Source organism: Kocuria arenosa (genome assembly GCF_042879215.1).
GTDB classification, from domain to species: Bacteria; Actinomycetota; Actinomycetes; order Actinomycetales; family Micrococcaceae; genus Kocuria; species Kocuria arenosa.
On sequence record NZ_JBHZTA010000003.1, the window covers coordinates 435,960 to 451,176 of the forward strand.

Here is a 15,217-nt window from a genome sequence, read left to right on the forward strand (position 1 = left end):
CCGGGGTGAGCGCGGCGCGGCCGCCGGACCGGGCGCAGGCACCGATTGGTGCTCGACCGGCCGGCAGGTAAATCATGGTGCGCATGACCTTCCGGACCCCCCGCGCGGCGGAGGGCGCCACGAGCGCCCCCGACTTGCGCAACAACCCCGACAACGTCCCCGGTGCGGCTCTTCCCCGCACGGAGGGGAAGAGCTTCTTCGGTCAGCCCCGCATGCTGGCGAACCTGTTCAGCGTCGAGCTGTGGGAGCGCTTCTCCTTCTACGGCATGCAGGGCATCGTCCTGCTGTACATGTACTTCGCCACGGCCGACGGCGGACTGGGCATCGACCAGGCGACCGCCGCCGGCATCGTGGGCGCCTACGGCGGCGCGGTCTACCTGTTCGCCATCCTGGGCGGGTGGGTGGCCGACCGGCTCCTGGGCTCCGAGCGGACGATGTTCGTCAGCGGGGTGCTCATCATGGCCGGCCACGTCTCGCTGGCGCTCATCCCCGCGATCGCCGGCCTCACGATCGGCCTGGTCCTCATCGCGATCGGCTCGGGCGGGCTCAAGGCCACGATCACCAATCTCGTGGGCGCCCTGTACAACCGACAGGACCCCCGCCGTGACGCCGGCTTCTCGATCTTCTACATGGGCGTCAACATCGGCGGCCTCCTGGGGCCGCTCCTGACGGGCTTCGCGCAGAAGACCTGGGGCTTCCACCTCGGCTTCGGCCTGGCCGCGATCGGCATGGCCTTCGGCCTGACCCAGTACGCGCTCGGGCGCAGGAAGCTCCCCGACGAGGTCCACCACGTGCCCAACCCCCTGCCCCGCGAGCAGTACGGGAAGTGGATCGGGATCGCCGTGGCCGCGGTCGCCGTCGTCGTGACCGCCGTCCTCACGGGCGTGCTCGACGCGGAGAACCTGGCCGACGTCGTCGTGGGGGTGATCGTGGTGGCGGCCGTGGCGCTGTTCGTCCTCCTGCTCACCAGCAAGAAGGTCGACGACGACGAGCGCTCCCGCGTGCGGGCGTTCATCCCGCTGTTCATCGGCTCGGCCGCGTTCTGGGCGCTGTTCCAGCAGCAGTTCACGGTGATCACGATCTACTCCGACACCCGCCTGGACCGCGTGCTGGGCGACTGGACCATGCCGATCTCGTGGGTCCAGTCCTTCAACCCCCTCTTCATCATCCTGCTCGCCCCGGTGTTCGCGGTGCTGTGGACGAGGCTCGGCGACCGACAGCCCGCCACGCCCACCAAGTTCGGCCTGGGCATCGTGCTGATGGGGTCGGCGTTCCTGATATTCCTGCCCATGGTGGGGGTGGGCTCCGTGCCCGTCCTGTGGGCCGCGCTGATCCTGCTGGTCGCCACCCTGGGCGAGCTGCTGGTCTCACCGGTGGGACTGTCCCTGTCCACCCGGCTGGCGCCGCGGGCCTATCCCGTGCTGATGGTCGCCCTCTTCTACCTCTCGGTGTCGCTGGGCACCGCCCTCTCCGGATCGCTGGCGGGCTACTACAGCGAGCAGACGGAGGCCGCCTACTTCGGCGCACTGGGCGCTGTGACGATCGTCATCGGCGCCGCCCTGCTCGTGCTGTCCCCCTGGATCCGGCGGATGATGCGCGGGGTGCGCTGACGGCCGGGTCGCGCCCCCGCCCTCAGGGACCGGACGGGGCGCGGAGGATGCCGCGCACCACCTCGGCGGCGGGGACCTCCCGGGCGGACGCGAAGGACGGGCCTGCCCACAGGGCGATGGCCTCGGGGTCCCCGGCCTGCGCCGCGGCCGCCCTGATGGGCTTCGTCAATTGGTTGACCTGGGGATATGCCGCGGGAGCAATATTCGTGAAGCGGTCGATGAAACCATTGCGCACGCCGCGCGCCAGCCGGCCCGAGAACGCCCGGGTCACGGCCGTCTCCGTGTAGCGCCCCGAGCCGAGAGCCTCCCGGTACGCGGCGGAGGTCCCCGCCTCGTGCGTGCGCAGCAGGAGCGTGCCGATCTGGACGGCGTCCGCACCGGCGGCCAGGACCGTGTCCGCCTCGGCCGCGGAGGCGATGCCGCCGGCGGCCACGACCGGGACGGCCACGGCGGCGCGGACCGCGGCGACGAGCTCCACCAGGTGCTCCTCGCCGGGGACGTCCTCCGCGCGGTGGGTGCCCCGGTGCCCGCCGGCCGCGGGGCCCTGGACCGTCAGCAGGTGGGCGCCGGCCCGCACCGCGGCCTCGGCCTCCGGGACCGAGGTCACCGTGACCGACGTCGTGGTGCCCACCGCCGCGAGCCGCGCCAGCACGGAGGCCGCGGGGAGCCCGAAGGTGAACGAGACGACCGGCACCCGCAGCTCCTCGACGAGCTCGAGCTTGGCCGCCCATCCGTCGTCGTCGGCGGGGTCCGTGTCCGGCAGCTCCACCCCGTACCGGCGGGCCGTGTCCCGCAGCGCCTCCCGGTAGGCCGCGACCGACAGGTGGACGGCGGGGTCGACCGCAGTGCCGGGGGCCGCGGTGTTCGCGGCCTGCGGGACGAAGAGGTTCACCCCGAACGGACCGTCGGTCAGCGCGCGGACCTCCTCGACGTCCGCGCGGACACCCGCCGCGGGCCGGTTGCCGGCGGCCAGGAAGCCCAGACCACCGGCGGCCGTGACCGCCGCGGCCAGCGCCGGGGTCGACGGGCCGCCGGCCATGGGGGCCCCCAGGAACGGGAGGCGGAGGTCGGTCAGCCGGAAGCGGGTCCCTGTGCTCGTCATGGTCCCAGGCTAGGAACACGGGGGGTCCCCCGCCACCACCTGGGCCGGCCGCAGGACGTGGCATAGGCTGTGGCCACGATCACCGTCCGCCCGGGGTCCGCAGCCCGTCACCACCGATTCGAGGCATCCGATGACCCAGTCCGCCGACTCCAAGACCCGGTCCCGTCCGCAGCCGGAGCTCAAGCGCGTGATGGGCCCCGGCCTGCTCCTGCTGTTCATCGTGGGCGACATCCTCGGCACCGGCGTGTACGCCCTCACCGGCAACATCGCCGGCGAGATCGGCGGCGCCGCGTGGGCCCCCATCCTCGTGGCGTTCGTGGTGGCCACCATCACGGCGTTCTCCTACCTCGAGCTCGTGACCAAGTACCCCGGCGCCTCGGGCGCGGCGCTGTACACGCACAAGGCCTTCGGCATCCACTTCATCACCTTCCTGGTGACCTTCGCGGTGCTCAGCTCGGGTCTCACGTCCGCCTCGACGGCGGCCTCGGCCGTGGCCTCGAACTTCGCCCGCGGCTTCGGCCTGGAGGTGGGCACCACCGGCATCACCGTGATCGCCGTCGTCTTCATCGCGATCCTCGCCGCCATCAACATCCGCGGCGTCACCGAGGGCCTGGCCTTCAACGTGGTGCTGACCTCCATCGAGCTCACCGGCCTGCTCATCGTCATCCTCGTGGGGTTCTGGGCGTCCTTCCAGGGCCGGGCCGACTTCAGCCAGACCATGATCTTCGAGACCTCCGAGGACAAGGGCATCTTCCTGGCACTCACCGCGGTGACCTCGCTCGCGTTCTTCTCCTTCGTGGGCTTCGAGGACTCCGTCAACATGGTCGAGGAGACCAAGGACCCCAGCCGCGACTTCCCGCGCGTGATGCTCTTCGGCCTCGGCCTGACGGGCGTCGTCTACATCCTGGTCTCGCTCTTCACCGTGGCGGTCGTGCCCATCGGCGTGCTCGGCGAGTCCACCACGCCCCTGCTGGACATGGTGCGCATCGGCGCCCCCAACATCCCCATCGACACGATCTACCCGTTCCTGACGATCTTCGCCGTGGCCAACACCGCCCTGATCAACATGCTCATGGCCTCCCGGCTGCTCTACGGCATGGCCCGTCAGGGCGTGCTGCCGGACTTCCTGGGCCACGTCCTGCAGGGCCGGCGCACCCCCTGGTCGGCCATCGTGTTCACGACCCTCCTGGCGATGGGCCTGATCGTCGTCATCAACAACATCCTCGGCAGCGGCACGGCGAGCGCCCTCGGCGGCACCACGGCCCTCCTCCTCCTGGGCGTGTTCACCATCGTCAACATCGCGGCGATCATCCTGCGCAAGGACCACAGCCCCACCCACGACTACTTCCACGCCCCCCGGGTGCTGCCCTATCTGGGCGCGGTCACCTGCGCCTACCTCGTGGGGCCGTGGGCGCAGGACCTCATCGAGTACCAGATCGCCGTGGTCCTGCTGCTGATCGGGCTCGGCCTGTGGATCCTCAACTTCCTCTACGACCGCCTGTTCCTCGGCCGCAAGGTGCGGTTCGAGCACCCCGAGGCCCTCGCCCGCATGGAGGACGAGCCCCGGGACCAGGACCCGCACCGCGGCCCCTGACCCGACGGTCCCCCGCACCCCTGCCGCGCCGCTACCCGAGGAGAACCCGTGACCGTCGTCGTCGGATACATGCCCACCGCCCCCGGACACGCGGCCCTGGACGCCGCCATCTCGGAGGCCGAGCGCCGCGGCACCGACCTGGTGGTGGTGCAGCCTCGGCCCAAGCGCCACCAGCCCCCGGAGGTCGACGCGGACGTCGACGTGGAGCAGCAGAAGCTCACCCGCTCCGGGGTGCGCTACGAGCTGCGCGAGCCCGACCACGACAGCGACCCGGCCGACGTCATCCTCGACACCGCCCGTGACCGCGAGGCCGAGCTCATCGTGCTGGGCATCCGGCGGCGCTCGCCCGTGGGCAAGATCATCATGGCGAGCACGGCGCAGCGCGTGCTGCTCGAGAGCCCCTGCCCGGTGCTGTGCGTCAAGGCCGTCTACGACTGAGCCCGGGATTTTATTTCTGTTTTCGAAATATTAGTCTGGTCCCAGACCCCGTCGCCTCCGGTCCCGCGCCGGGGTCCGTCGGTCCCCGCGGCTCCGACTCGATCCTGCCGCACCTGAAAGGCCAGCCATGACCACCCCGGTCCCCGCCACCTACCGCCCTGCCCCCTGGGCCGAGACCCCCGAGCCCCCACGACGACCCCGCTGGGCCGGACTGCTGCGGATCCTGCTGCCGGCGCTGCTGATCGTCGGATGGCTCACGGTGGCAGGCGTGGGCGGGCCGTACTTCGGGAAGATCTCCGAGGTCTCCACCAACGACCAGTCCAGCTTCCTGCCCGAGTCCACCGAGTCCACGCAGGTCACCCTGCTGCAGGGCGAGTTCCGGGACTCGGAGGCGATCCCCGCCATCGTCCTCCTCGCCCGTGAGGGCGGGCTGAGCGCCGCCGACCGGGCGTGGGCCGAGGAGGCCGTCGCGTCCGTGCAGGAGAGCGGTCTGGCCGAGGGGCAGACCTCGCCGCTGATCCCGTCCGAGGACGGAGAGGCCTTCCAGCTCGTCGTTCCCCTGCCCGACGGCGAGGTCGTCGACGACGTCGAGGCGCTCGCGGCCCAGTTCGAGGAGGACCGGCCCGAGGGGCTGCAGAGCTACGTCACGGGCCCCGCCGGGTTCACGGCCGATCTCGTGGCCGGTTTCGAGGGCATCGACGGAATCCTGCTGGGTGTGGCGCTGACCGTGGTCTTCGTGATCCTCCTCGTGGTCTACCGGTCCCCCGTGCTGCCCGTCCTGGTGCTGCTGACCTCGGTCTTCGCCCTCAGCGCCGCCATCCTGGTCGTGTACTGGCTGGCGGCCAACGAGCTCGTGACCATCAGCGGCCAGGTGCAGGGCATCCTGTTCATCCTCGTGGTCGGCGCCGCCACCGACTACTCGCTGCTGTACACGGCGCGCTACCGGGACGCCCTGCTGCACCACCGGCGACGGGCGGACGCCACCCGCGCGGCCCTCAAGGGCTCCGTCGAGCCGGTCGTCGCCTCCGGCGCCACCGTCGTCGCGGGTCTGCTGTGCCTGCTGCTCTCCGACCTCGCCTCGAACAAGGCGCTGGGCCCGGTGGCCTCCGTCGGCATCGTCATGTCCGTCCTGGCGGCCCTGACCTTCCTGCCCGCCGTCCTCTACGCCACGGGACGGGGGGCCTTCTGGCCGTTCCGGCCCCGGTACGACGCCTCGGGCACGGAGCGCGTGCGCGTGCTGGAGCACAGGGCCGGGACGCGTCCGACCGTCGAGGGCCGGGGCGTGTGGGCCTCGGTGGCCCGGTTCGTGACCCGGGCGCCGCGGGCGATCTGGGTGGTGACCACGGTGGTGCTCCTCGCCCTCGCCGGGTTCAGCACCCAGTTCCAGGCCTCGGGCGTGGAGCAGAGCGAGCTCGTGCTCGGCGAGTCCCAGGCCCGGGACGGCCAGGAGGCCCTCGCCCAGCACTTCCCCGGCGGCTCCGGCAGCCCCGCGGTCCTGCTGGTCCCGACCGGGTCCCTGGACGCCGCGGTCGAGGCGGTGGAGGGCACCGAGGGGGTCGCCGCCGTCGTCGCCGTCTCCGACGACTCGCCGTCCGGCACCCTGCCCCTCGGGGAGAACGCCCCGCCGGCCGGCCCCTTCGCCGGGGCCGAACCGACCGAGGCGCAGGGTCTCTACCAGCTCCAGGCCACGCTGTCCGACGCCGCCGACTCCCCCGAGGCGGAGCAGACCGTGCGGGAGCTGCGCCAGAACCTGCGCGCGGCCGACGCGGAGATCCTCGTGGGCGGCACCACGGCGACGAACATCGACACCAACGAGACCTCGATCGCCGACCGCACGCTGATCATCCCGGTGATCCTCGTGGTCATCACCCTGATCCTCATGCTGCTGCTGCGCTCCGTCCTGGCGCCGGTGCTGCTGATTCTCACGACCGTGGTCTCCTTCTTCACGGCCCTGGGCGTCTCCGCCCTGGTGTTCAACAACGGCCTGGACCTGCCCGGCGCGGACCCCTCGGTCCCGCTCTTCGGCTTCGTCTTCCTCGTGGCGCTGGGCATCGACTACAACATCTTCCTGATGTCCCGGGTGCGGGAGGAGTCGCTGGTCCACGGCACCCGGGCGGGCGTCCTCCGCGGGCTCACCCTCACCGGCGGGGTGATCACCTCGGCCGGCATCGTGCTCGCGGCCACGTTCGCGGCGCTGGCCGTCATCCCGATCATGTTCCTGGTGCAGCTGGCCTTCATCGTGGCGTTCGGCGTGCTCCTGGACGCGCTGATCGTCCGGTCGCTGCTGGTGCCGGCACTGACCTATGACATCGGCCGGGCCATCTGGTGGCCCTTCCACCGGCGGGTCGAGCCCTGAGACCCGGTGGGAGTGCCCGGAACCACGGTTCCGGGCACCCCCACCCGGCCGGACCTGGGAGATCTTCGGAGCCGGGTTCGTGCCGACCACCTGGTCCGCGGTCCTCCGCGCCCGTGGCCTGCCCGGCCGGTGCGGGCAGCGCGTCAGGCGGCGTGCTGGCCCGTCCGCCGGGCGACGACCGGGATCCGTGCGGTGTCGGGGCGAGCCTCCTCCGCGGGGTGCTCCTCGGCGACAGTGCCCTGTTCGACCTCGTGCCACGCCGCGTCCTCCTGCTGCCAGCCGAAACCGTAGGCGAGCGCGGGCACGAGGTGGTTGGCGAGACCGCAGCCCACGGCCAGGCCCGCCCACGCGACGGGGAACGAGGCGAGGACGTCGAGGGGATAGTGCACGCCGAGGTAGAGGCGGGACAGCCCGACGAGCACGGCCGTGCCCAGCCCCGCGACGAGGACGGCGGAGGCGTACCTGGACCGGCGCATCGCGAGGCAGAACGCCGCCGCGATGGCCAGGGCGGCTCCGGCATGCCCGGAGGGGAAGGACGTGAGGCCCTCCACGAGGACGAGGGGCTCCGGGAACGCCGTGCTGTCCGGCCGGGGACGGCCGACGGCGACCTTCACCATCCCGACCGCTGCCCAGCCGGAGAGCGCCGTGACCGCGAAGCCGGCGGCGTCCCACGGGCGCCGGCGCGCGAGTGCGAGCCACGCGGTGAGAGCGGCGATGACCGCGAACGCCCCCGGGGTGGAGAACGCGTGGTCCAGGACGAGTGCCAGCGCGTCGAGGACGCCGAGGCGTGCCGCGTCGAGCCGGTGCAGGACCTCGATCTCCTGTGCCGCGACTCCCGGGGAGTACACCAGCAACCGTCCCACGGTCGCCGTGACCAGCACGACGATGAAGGGGACGACCACCCACTGGTGCAGCTGGGGGAGGGACCAGGTGGAGCGGGCCGGCCGGGGGGAAGAATGCTGCGCCGGAATTGCCATGTCCACCACCATGGCACACGCCACGTTCCGCGGATCCCTGAACGACCGGGTGGCAAGAGAGTTCCGGAAAAATTCCCCGAATCGGTACAGAGAATGACAATTCATGAAGCTCCGAGCCGGAAACGGCGCGCTGAGTGCGCCTGTGTGACGATCCGCGTCCCTCGCGGCCCGTTCCTCCTCCACTCATCCCGAAACGGCTGATCTGCCGTCACTCGTCCGAGGTTTCACGTGGAACACGACGATGTTCGGGGAAAATCAATGTTCCCAGGCTGTGGACAGCGGGGGAGAGGGCGGTCGGCGGAAGCCGCCGTCCCCGCGTCACCCTCACCCCTTGTCCCCCCAACAGGGGACCGTGATTGACGATCGGCGGCCCGGCTAGACTGGGCCGCCACTTCCACCCCGCCGCCCGACCCGCGAGGAGCACCCGTGTTCAAGAAGGACCCGTCCCGCAGCCGCCGCCCGGCCCTCTCCCACGCCGAGGCCGTGCAGCACGTCGAGGAGGGCGGGGTGGCCATCTACTGGCGGCCCGGGTGCCCGTTCTGCAGCACGCTCGAGCGCGGGCTGGGTCCAGACGCCGAGCGGGCCGCGTGGACCAACATCTGGGAGGACCGGGACGCCCTGGCGTTCGTCGAGTCCCTCAACGACGGGAACGCCACGGTGCCCACGGTCGTGACCCGCACCGAGCACTTCGTCGCGGCCTCCCCCGCACAGGTCGCCGCCACCAAGGGTCTGATCACCGAGGCCGGCAAGGTCCTCTGAGGCCTGCCGGCCGGGCTTCCGGGACCGGCCGGCAGCGCCGAGACACTTCGCCTGTCTTCGACCTCTGAACGCGGATTAGGATGAGATCCCTGTTCACGTTCACCGGTGAAAGAGGACGATGATGTCCGAGTCCGTGACGTCCCCCGTGCAACCCGGTTCGCAGACGTCCCTGCGCAACGCCAACCAGCGCAGGGTGCTCGACACGGTGCGCCGCGACGGGCACCTCACCCAGGCCCAGATCTCCCGGCGCACCGCGCTGGCACCGTCGACGGTGTCCAGCATCGTGCACCAGCTGATCGACGCCGGGCTGCTCGTCGTGGAGACGGACGGCGCCGGGCGCCGCGGTCAGCTCGTCGGCTTCCGGGGGTCGGCCGGCCACGTGGTCGGCATCGACGTGGGACACCGCCACGTCACGGTGGCCGTCGCGGACCTGAACCAGAGGATCCTCGCCCAGCGGCGTCACGAGCTGCCCGACGAGCACCGCTTCGCCGAGGACCTCGAGCTGGTCGGCCGGACCCTCGACGCCCTGCTCCGGGATCACGGCACTCCCCGCTCCGGACTGCTCGCCGCCGGTCTCACCCTCCCGGCCCCCGTGGACCTCGACGGCCGGCTGGTCAGTGCGAGCGCGATCATGCCGGCCTGGAGCGGGATCGACCTGCGTGAGGAGGCCGGCCGCCGGCTGGGGCTGCCCGTCGTCGTCGAGAACGACGCCAACGCGGGCGCCCTCGGCGAGCACGCCTGGGGCGCCGGGCGCGGAGCCCAGCACATGGCCTACCTCAAGATCGGCCACGGCGTGGGCGCGGGCCTGATCCTCAACGGGTCCCTGTTCCGCGGCGCCACCGGTTCCGCCGGGGAGCTCGGCCACACGACCGTCGACGAGCACGGGCGGGTGTGCCGGTGCGGAAACCGCGGGTGCCTCGAGACCTACGTGTCCTCCGGGGACCTCACGGGCCTGCTGGCCGCCACCCACGGCGCCGGCCTGACCGTGCCCGACCTCGTGGCCGCGGCCCTCGCCGGCGACGTCGGCTGCGGGCGGGTCGTCGGCGACACCGGCCGCCTGCTCGGCACGGCGGTGGCCAACCTGTGCAACACCCTCAACCCGGAGCTCGTGGTCGTCGGCGGCGAGATCGCCCGGGCCGGTGAGCTGCTGCTCGGTCCGCTGCGCGAGGTCGTCTACCGTCACGGGGTCCGCGGCAGCGTCCGGGAGCTGCGGATCGAGACCGCCCTGCTGGGCATCGAGGCCCATGTGGTGGGCGCCGTGATCCTCGCTCTGCAGCACGCCGAGCTGCCCGCCGGGGCGGTTCCGCGAGAATGACGCGCCGGACGACTCCTGTCTTCGACTAATGGACATTCAGCGCACCGAGTTTTAGTGTGGACCGCGTCACACCAACCCTTCGGCGTCGGCAGGTGCGTCCGCCCCGGGGTGCGGCGGCCGGCACGTCCCAAGTCCACCCCCGTTTCCTCTACCAGCAGCCGATCTCTCCACCAGCAAGGGAGCTCTCCGATGAGCCAAGACGCCACGACCCCAACGGTCGCGGAGCACCCGAACACCTCGGCGGTCCTCCGGATCAGCATCGTCGCCGCCTTCGGCGGCTTCCTCTTCGGCTACGACTCCGCCGTCATCAACGGCGCGGTCTCCGCCATCCAGGAGGAGTTCGGGGTCGCCCCCGGACCTCTCGGCTTCGCCGTGGCCTCGGCCCTGCTGGGCGCCGCCGCCGGCGCGTTCTTAGGCGGACGGGTGGCCGACGCCCTGGGCCGCGTCCCGGTCATGAAGATCGCGGCGGTCCTCTTCCTCGTCAGCGCGATCGGCTGCGGCGTGGTCGACAGCTTCGGCTGGCTGATCTTCTGGCGCATCGTCGGGGGCGTCGGCGTGGGCGTCGCCTCCGTCATCGCCCCGGCCTACATCGCGGAGGTCGCCCCGGCCGCCGTGCGCGGTCGCCTGGGCTCGCTGCAGCAGATGGGCATCGTGCTCGGCATCTTCATCTCGCTGGCCGTGGACGCCTGGCTCGCCGCCATGGCCGGCGGGTCCACCCAGGAGCTGTGGCTCGGCCTGGAGGCCTGGCGGTGGATGTTCATGGCCGAGGCCATCCCGGCCGTCGCCTACCTGATCGGCGCGTTCACGATCCCCGAGTCCCCCCGCTACCTGGTGGAGGACGGCCGCCCGGAGGAGGCCCAGGCAGTGCTGGCCAACCTGCAGGGCTCCGCGTCGGCGACCGAGCGCGTGCGCCTCATCAAGGAGTCCCTCCAGATGGAGCACAAGCCGCGGCTGTCCGACCTGAGGGGCCGGACGGCCGGCCTCAAGCCCATCGTGTGGGTGGGCATCGGCCTGGCAGCGCTGCAGCAGTTCGTGGGCATCAACGTGATCTTCTACTACTCGAACGTGCTCTGGCAGTCCGTGGGCTTCACCGAGGCCGACTCGTTCACCATCACCGTGATCACGTCCGTGGTCAACGTCGCAGTCACCATCGTGGCGATCGCCCTCGTCGAGAAGGTCGGCCGGCGCCGGCTCCTGCTCGTCGGCTCCGCCGGCATGACCCTGTCCCTGGCCACGCTCGCCGTCCTGTTCGCCACCGCGGACGTCGTCGACGGCGCCCCGGCGCTCGGCCCGACCGCCGGCCCCCTCGCCCTCGTCGCCGCCAACCTGTTCGTGGTCTTCTTCGGCGTCTCGTGGGGCCCCATGATGTGGGTCCTCCTGGGCGAGATGTTCCCGAACCGGATCCGCGGCGCCGCCCTGGCCGTGGCCGGGTTCGTGCAGTGGATCGCCAACTGGCTGGTCACCGTGACCTTCCCGGCCCTGGCCGCATACTCCCTCGGCGTCGCGTACGGGCTCTACGCGTTCTTCGGCCTCGTCTCCCTGATCTTCACGATCAAGATGGTCCGCGAGACCACCGGCATCGAGCTCGAGGACATGCAGGACTGAACGCCGCGCAGGTCCACGACGGCGGCGGTGGTCCCCCTCCCGGGGAGACCACCGCCGCCGTCGTCGTGGCAGGACCCCGGCGCCCGGGGCTCCGCGCCGGCCGGGAGCGCACAGCGCACCCCGGACGCTGTGCGTCCTTCTTTACTCCTCCGTGACCGCCAGGACACGGATCGCCGCCCGCATCGGGTATTTTCGGATGAACTGCGCGAGGCCCGGACCCCCGAGCCGGTTCCGCCCTGCCCAGACCCACCGCTCCATTTCAACGGCGAAAAGGACCCACGTTGACCCAGACCACCGCGGACCCCGCATCCCCCGCACAGACCACCGCCCGCAAGTCGGCGGGCCACGTCATCGTGGACACGCTCGTGGCGCACGGCGTCGAGCGCACCTACGTGGTGCCCGGCGAGTCCTATCTGGACGTGCTCGACGGCCTCCACGCCTCCCCGATCGAGACCGTCGTGTGCCGGCACGAGGGCGGGGCGGCCTACATGGCCGAGGCCGACGGCAAGATGAACTCCGTGCCCGGCGTGGCCATGGTGACCCGCGGCCCCGGCGCGGCCAACGCCCACGTGGGGCTGCACACCTCCTGGCAGGACTCCACCCCGATGGTGCTGTTCGTGGGCCTGATCCCCTTCGAGCATCGCGACCGGGAGGCGTTCCAGGAGTTCGACCCGCACGCCTGGTTCGACTCCGGGGCCAAGCGCGTGATGGTCCTCGACCACGCCGAGCGCGCCTCCGAGATCGTGGCCGAGGCGATGTTCGCCGCCAACTCCGGCCGCCCCGGCCCCGTGGTCGTGGGTCTGCCCGAGGACATCATCAAGGCCGAGATCGACGCGACCCTGCACCCGCCGATCCCCGTGGCCACCGGCGGCATGACGGTCCACGACTGGAAGGCGCTGCGCGAGGCCCTCTCCGCAGCCGACAAGCCGCTGTTCGTCACCGGCGGCAACGACTGGACCTGTGAGGGCGCCGAAGGACTCACCCGGTGGCTGGAGGAGCACCACCTGCCGGCCGCGGCCGAGTGGCGCACCCAGGGCACCGTCCCGTTCGACTCGGACTCCTACGTGGGCCCGATCGGCTACGGCCGCCCCCAGCCGACCTTCGAGATGCTCGAGGAGACCGACCTGCTGGTCTTCGTGGGCACCGTCCCCGGGGACGTGATCACCAACGGGTTCCTGGTCCGCCAGGACTGGAAGAAGAAGAACTTCCTGGTCACCATCGACCCGTCCCTGCGCGGGCGCTCCGGGCCGGTGTCCTACCAGATCGTGGCCAAGCCCGACGTGTTCGTGCGGGACCTGGTGCGCATCGACCTGCCCGTCAAGGAGGTCTGGAAGGAGTGGACCGCCCGCCTGCGGGCCCAGCAGGTCGCCTTCTCCACCCCCGCCCCGATGGTCACCGCCCAGACCCCGGCCGGCGCCCCGGCGCGGATGGACACCCTGATGGCCCACCTCGTGGCGGAACTTCCCGACGACGCCATGTGCACCTTCGGCGCCGGGGAGCACACCAACTGGGCTCACCGCTACTTCCCCGCCCGCGGGTACGCGGCGATGATCTCGGCCCGCAACGGCTCCATGGGCTACTCCGTGCCCTCGGCCGTGGCCGCGTCCCTGCGCTACCCGGGACGGCGGGTGGTGACCATCGCCGGGGACGGCGAGTTCCTGATGAACGGCCAGGAGCTGGCCACCGCCGCCCAGTACGGGGCCACGCCGCTGGTGATCGTGATGGACAACCAGGAGTACGGCACGATCCGCACCCACCAGGAGCGCGACTACCCGGACCGCGTCTCGGGCACCCAGCTCAAGAACCCGGACTTCGCCCTCATGGCCCAGTCCTTCGGCGGGTTCGGGGTGCGGGTGGAGCACGACGCCGAGATCCCGGGCGCCCTGGCGGCCGCCCTCAAGGCCATCGACGAGGAGGGCCGCTTCGCCCTGATCCACCTGATCGTGGAGCAGCGCGTCAAGGCCTACTGAGCCGCAGTCCGTCCACCGCTCGTGCGGTGACCGGGCAGGGCCGCGTCCTGCGCGGACGCGGCCCTGCCCCCCGTCCCCCGGGCACGCTGCGGCGGTGCTCAGCCGGCCAGCGGGTGTGCCAGTTCGTCCTCGCGCATCCGCCCGGCCCACAGGGCCACCAGCCCCAGCGCCGGGGTCAGCAGGGCCACGGTCCAGAAGATCACCGGCAGCGGCACCACCTGGGCCACGGGCCCCGCGACCGCCATGGAGACCGGCATGAGAGCGATCGAGACGAAGAAGTCGAGGCTCGAGACCCGTCCCAGCATGTGGCGCGGGACCCGGCGCTGCAGGAGGGTTCCCCACAGCACCATGCCCGCGCCGTCCCCGGCGCCCACGAAGGCCAGGCACAGCGCCATGACCCAGAACGAGTCGGTGGTCGCGACGAGACCGAAGGGCAGCGTCCCGAACCCCCACAGCACGATCATCCAGCTGAGGTAGCGCCGGGGCAGGGGCAGCGACGCGACGACCAGGGAGGCCGCCGCGCTGGCACCGCCGTAGCACGCCAGCAGGTAGCCGAACGTGGAAGCGTCCCCGCCCAGCCGGTCCCGGACCAGGAACGGGACGAGGACCTCCAGGGGCCCCAGCAGCAGGAACACCGCGAGCACCGCCCACAGGAGAGTCCACAGCAGCCACGGGGTGCGCACCGTGTAGTTCACGCCCTCCATGAGGTCCTGCCGCACGGACCGGAGGGCGCCCACGGGCTCCTGCGGCGGGGGCGGCTCCCCGGCGCCCGACGCCGAGCCGGTCTCCGTGGCTCCCACTGCCGTGGCCGGCCCCGCTCCGGCGTCGTAACCCGGCACGTGCAGGCGCAGCAGCAGCACGAGCGCGGCGGCGTGGCAGAGCGCGATCAGGACGAGCGCGGCGCCGGGCGCCGCCAGCCCGACGAGCAGACCGGCCACGGCCGGTCCCGCCGCCTGCTGCAGCAGCGGGCGCGCCGTGCCCTCCACCCCGTTGGCCGCGAGCAGCTGCCGGGCGGGCAGGATCCGGGGCAGTGACGCCGAGTAGGCCGGATAGAAGACGCCGAAGCCCGCGCCGAACACGAACGCCGCCACGGCGAGGTGCCACATGCGCAGCCCGCCCGTCAGGGCCAGGACGGCGACCGTCCCCGCGGTCAGGAGGTTGGCGGTCTCGACGAGGCGCAGCGCCCGGGCCGGGGGGAAGCGGTCGGCCGCGATCCCGCCGACGAGCACGAGGACGAGCATGCCGAGCGCGCCCACGGCCGTCACGGCCGAGAGGTCCACGGCCGTCCCGTCCAGCTGCAGGACCTGGTGCACGAGGGCCACCGCCCACATCCCGGTGCCGAAGACGCTGACGAACATCGCGAAGGCGAGCACACGGTACCGGCCGAGCCGGAACGGCTCCAGGGCACGGGGCAGGGGCATGCTCCCAGTGTCCCCCGGCGCGGCGCCCCGTGCACGGGCCGGTGCGGTGGTGGAGGTCGCGGATCCGTAG

11 protein-coding genes are annotated in these 15,217 nt (G+C 72.0%); 8 read left to right on the top strand and 3 right to left on the bottom strand.

Annotated elements, in window-relative coordinates:
- Positions 1 to 83: 83 nt before the first annotated feature.
- Positions 84 to 1,610, top strand: a complete 1,527-nt coding sequence (locus ACFYE3_RS08025; RefSeq protein ID WP_387607796.1) for a peptide MFS transporter — start codon at positions 84 to 86, stop codon at positions 1,608 to 1,610.
- Between the two features lie 22 nt (positions 1,611 to 1,632).
- On the opposite strand, the gene ACFYE3_RS08030 is transcribed toward ACFYE3_RS08025, so the two are convergent.
- Positions 1,633 to 2,712, bottom strand: a complete 1,080-nt coding sequence (locus ACFYE3_RS08030; protein ID WP_387607798.1) for a nitronate monooxygenase — start codon at positions 2,710 to 2,712, stop codon at positions 1,633 to 1,635.
- A 130-nt stretch (positions 2,713 to 2,842) separates the two neighbouring features.
- Here ACFYE3_RS08030 and ACFYE3_RS08035 point away from each other — a divergent pair, with 130 nt between their 5' ends.
- The 3 genes from ACFYE3_RS08035 to ACFYE3_RS08045 all read left to right on the top strand — a co-directional run bounded on the left by ACFYE3_RS08035 (position 2,843) and on the right by ACFYE3_RS08045 (position 7,100).
- A complete protein-coding gene (locus ACFYE3_RS08035) occupies positions 2,843 to 4,306 on the top strand; it encodes an APC family permease (protein WP_387607801.1) in 1,464 nt (487 codons plus the stop codon).
- A 48-nt stretch (positions 4,307 to 4,354) separates the two neighbouring features.
- Positions 4,355 to 4,744 (top strand): universal stress protein, encoded by a 390-nt coding sequence (locus ACFYE3_RS08040; protein ID WP_387607804.1) that lies wholly within the window; start codon positions 4,355 to 4,357, stop codon positions 4,742 to 4,744.
- A 127-nt stretch (positions 4,745 to 4,871) separates the two neighbouring features.
- Positions 4,872 to 7,100, top strand: a complete 2,229-nt coding sequence (locus ACFYE3_RS08045; RefSeq protein ID WP_387607807.1) for an MMPL family transporter — start codon at positions 4,872 to 4,874, stop codon at positions 7,098 to 7,100.
- A gap of 143 nt (positions 7,101 to 7,243) precedes the next feature.
- On the opposite strand, the gene ACFYE3_RS08050 is transcribed toward ACFYE3_RS08045, so the two are convergent.
- Positions 7,244 to 8,077, bottom strand: coding sequence for a phosphatase PAP2 family protein (locus ACFYE3_RS08050; RefSeq protein ID WP_387607809.1), 834 nt, complete (start codon positions 8,075 to 8,077; stop codon positions 7,244 to 7,246).
- A gap of 426 nt (positions 8,078 to 8,503) precedes the next feature.
- Here ACFYE3_RS08050 and ACFYE3_RS08055 point away from each other — a divergent pair, with 426 nt between their 5' ends.
- From ACFYE3_RS08055 to ACFYE3_RS08070, 4 genes are all read left to right on the top strand, one after another.
- Positions 8,504 to 8,836, top strand: a complete 333-nt coding sequence (locus tag ACFYE3_RS08055) for a glutaredoxin domain-containing protein (protein ID WP_387607812.1) — start codon at positions 8,504 to 8,506, stop codon at positions 8,834 to 8,836.
- Between the two features lie 118 nt (positions 8,837 to 8,954).
- A complete protein-coding gene (locus ACFYE3_RS08060; RefSeq protein WP_387607813.1) occupies positions 8,955 to 10,151 on the top strand; it encodes an ROK family transcriptional regulator in 1,197 nt (398 codons plus the stop codon).
- Positions 10,152 to 10,340: 189 nt separating this feature from the next.
- The gene (locus ACFYE3_RS08065) at positions 10,341 to 11,756 is read left to right on the top strand and encodes a sugar porter family MFS transporter (protein ID WP_387607815.1); all 1,416 of its coding nucleotides are present in this window, start codon (positions 10,341 to 10,343) and stop codon (positions 11,754 to 11,756) included.
- A 281-nt stretch (positions 11,757 to 12,037) separates the two neighbouring features.
- Positions 12,038 to 13,726, top strand: a complete 1,689-nt coding sequence (locus tag ACFYE3_RS08070) for a thiamine pyrophosphate-dependent enzyme (RefSeq protein ID WP_387607817.1) — start codon at positions 12,038 to 12,040, stop codon at positions 13,724 to 13,726.
- Between the two features lie 98 nt (positions 13,727 to 13,824).
- On the opposite strand, the gene ACFYE3_RS08075 is transcribed toward ACFYE3_RS08070, so the two are convergent.
- Entirely contained in the window at positions 13,825 to 15,147 is a 1,323-nt protein-coding gene (locus tag ACFYE3_RS08075) for an MFS transporter (protein ID WP_387607818.1), read from the bottom strand.
- Positions 15,148 to 15,217: the final 70 nt, after the last annotated feature.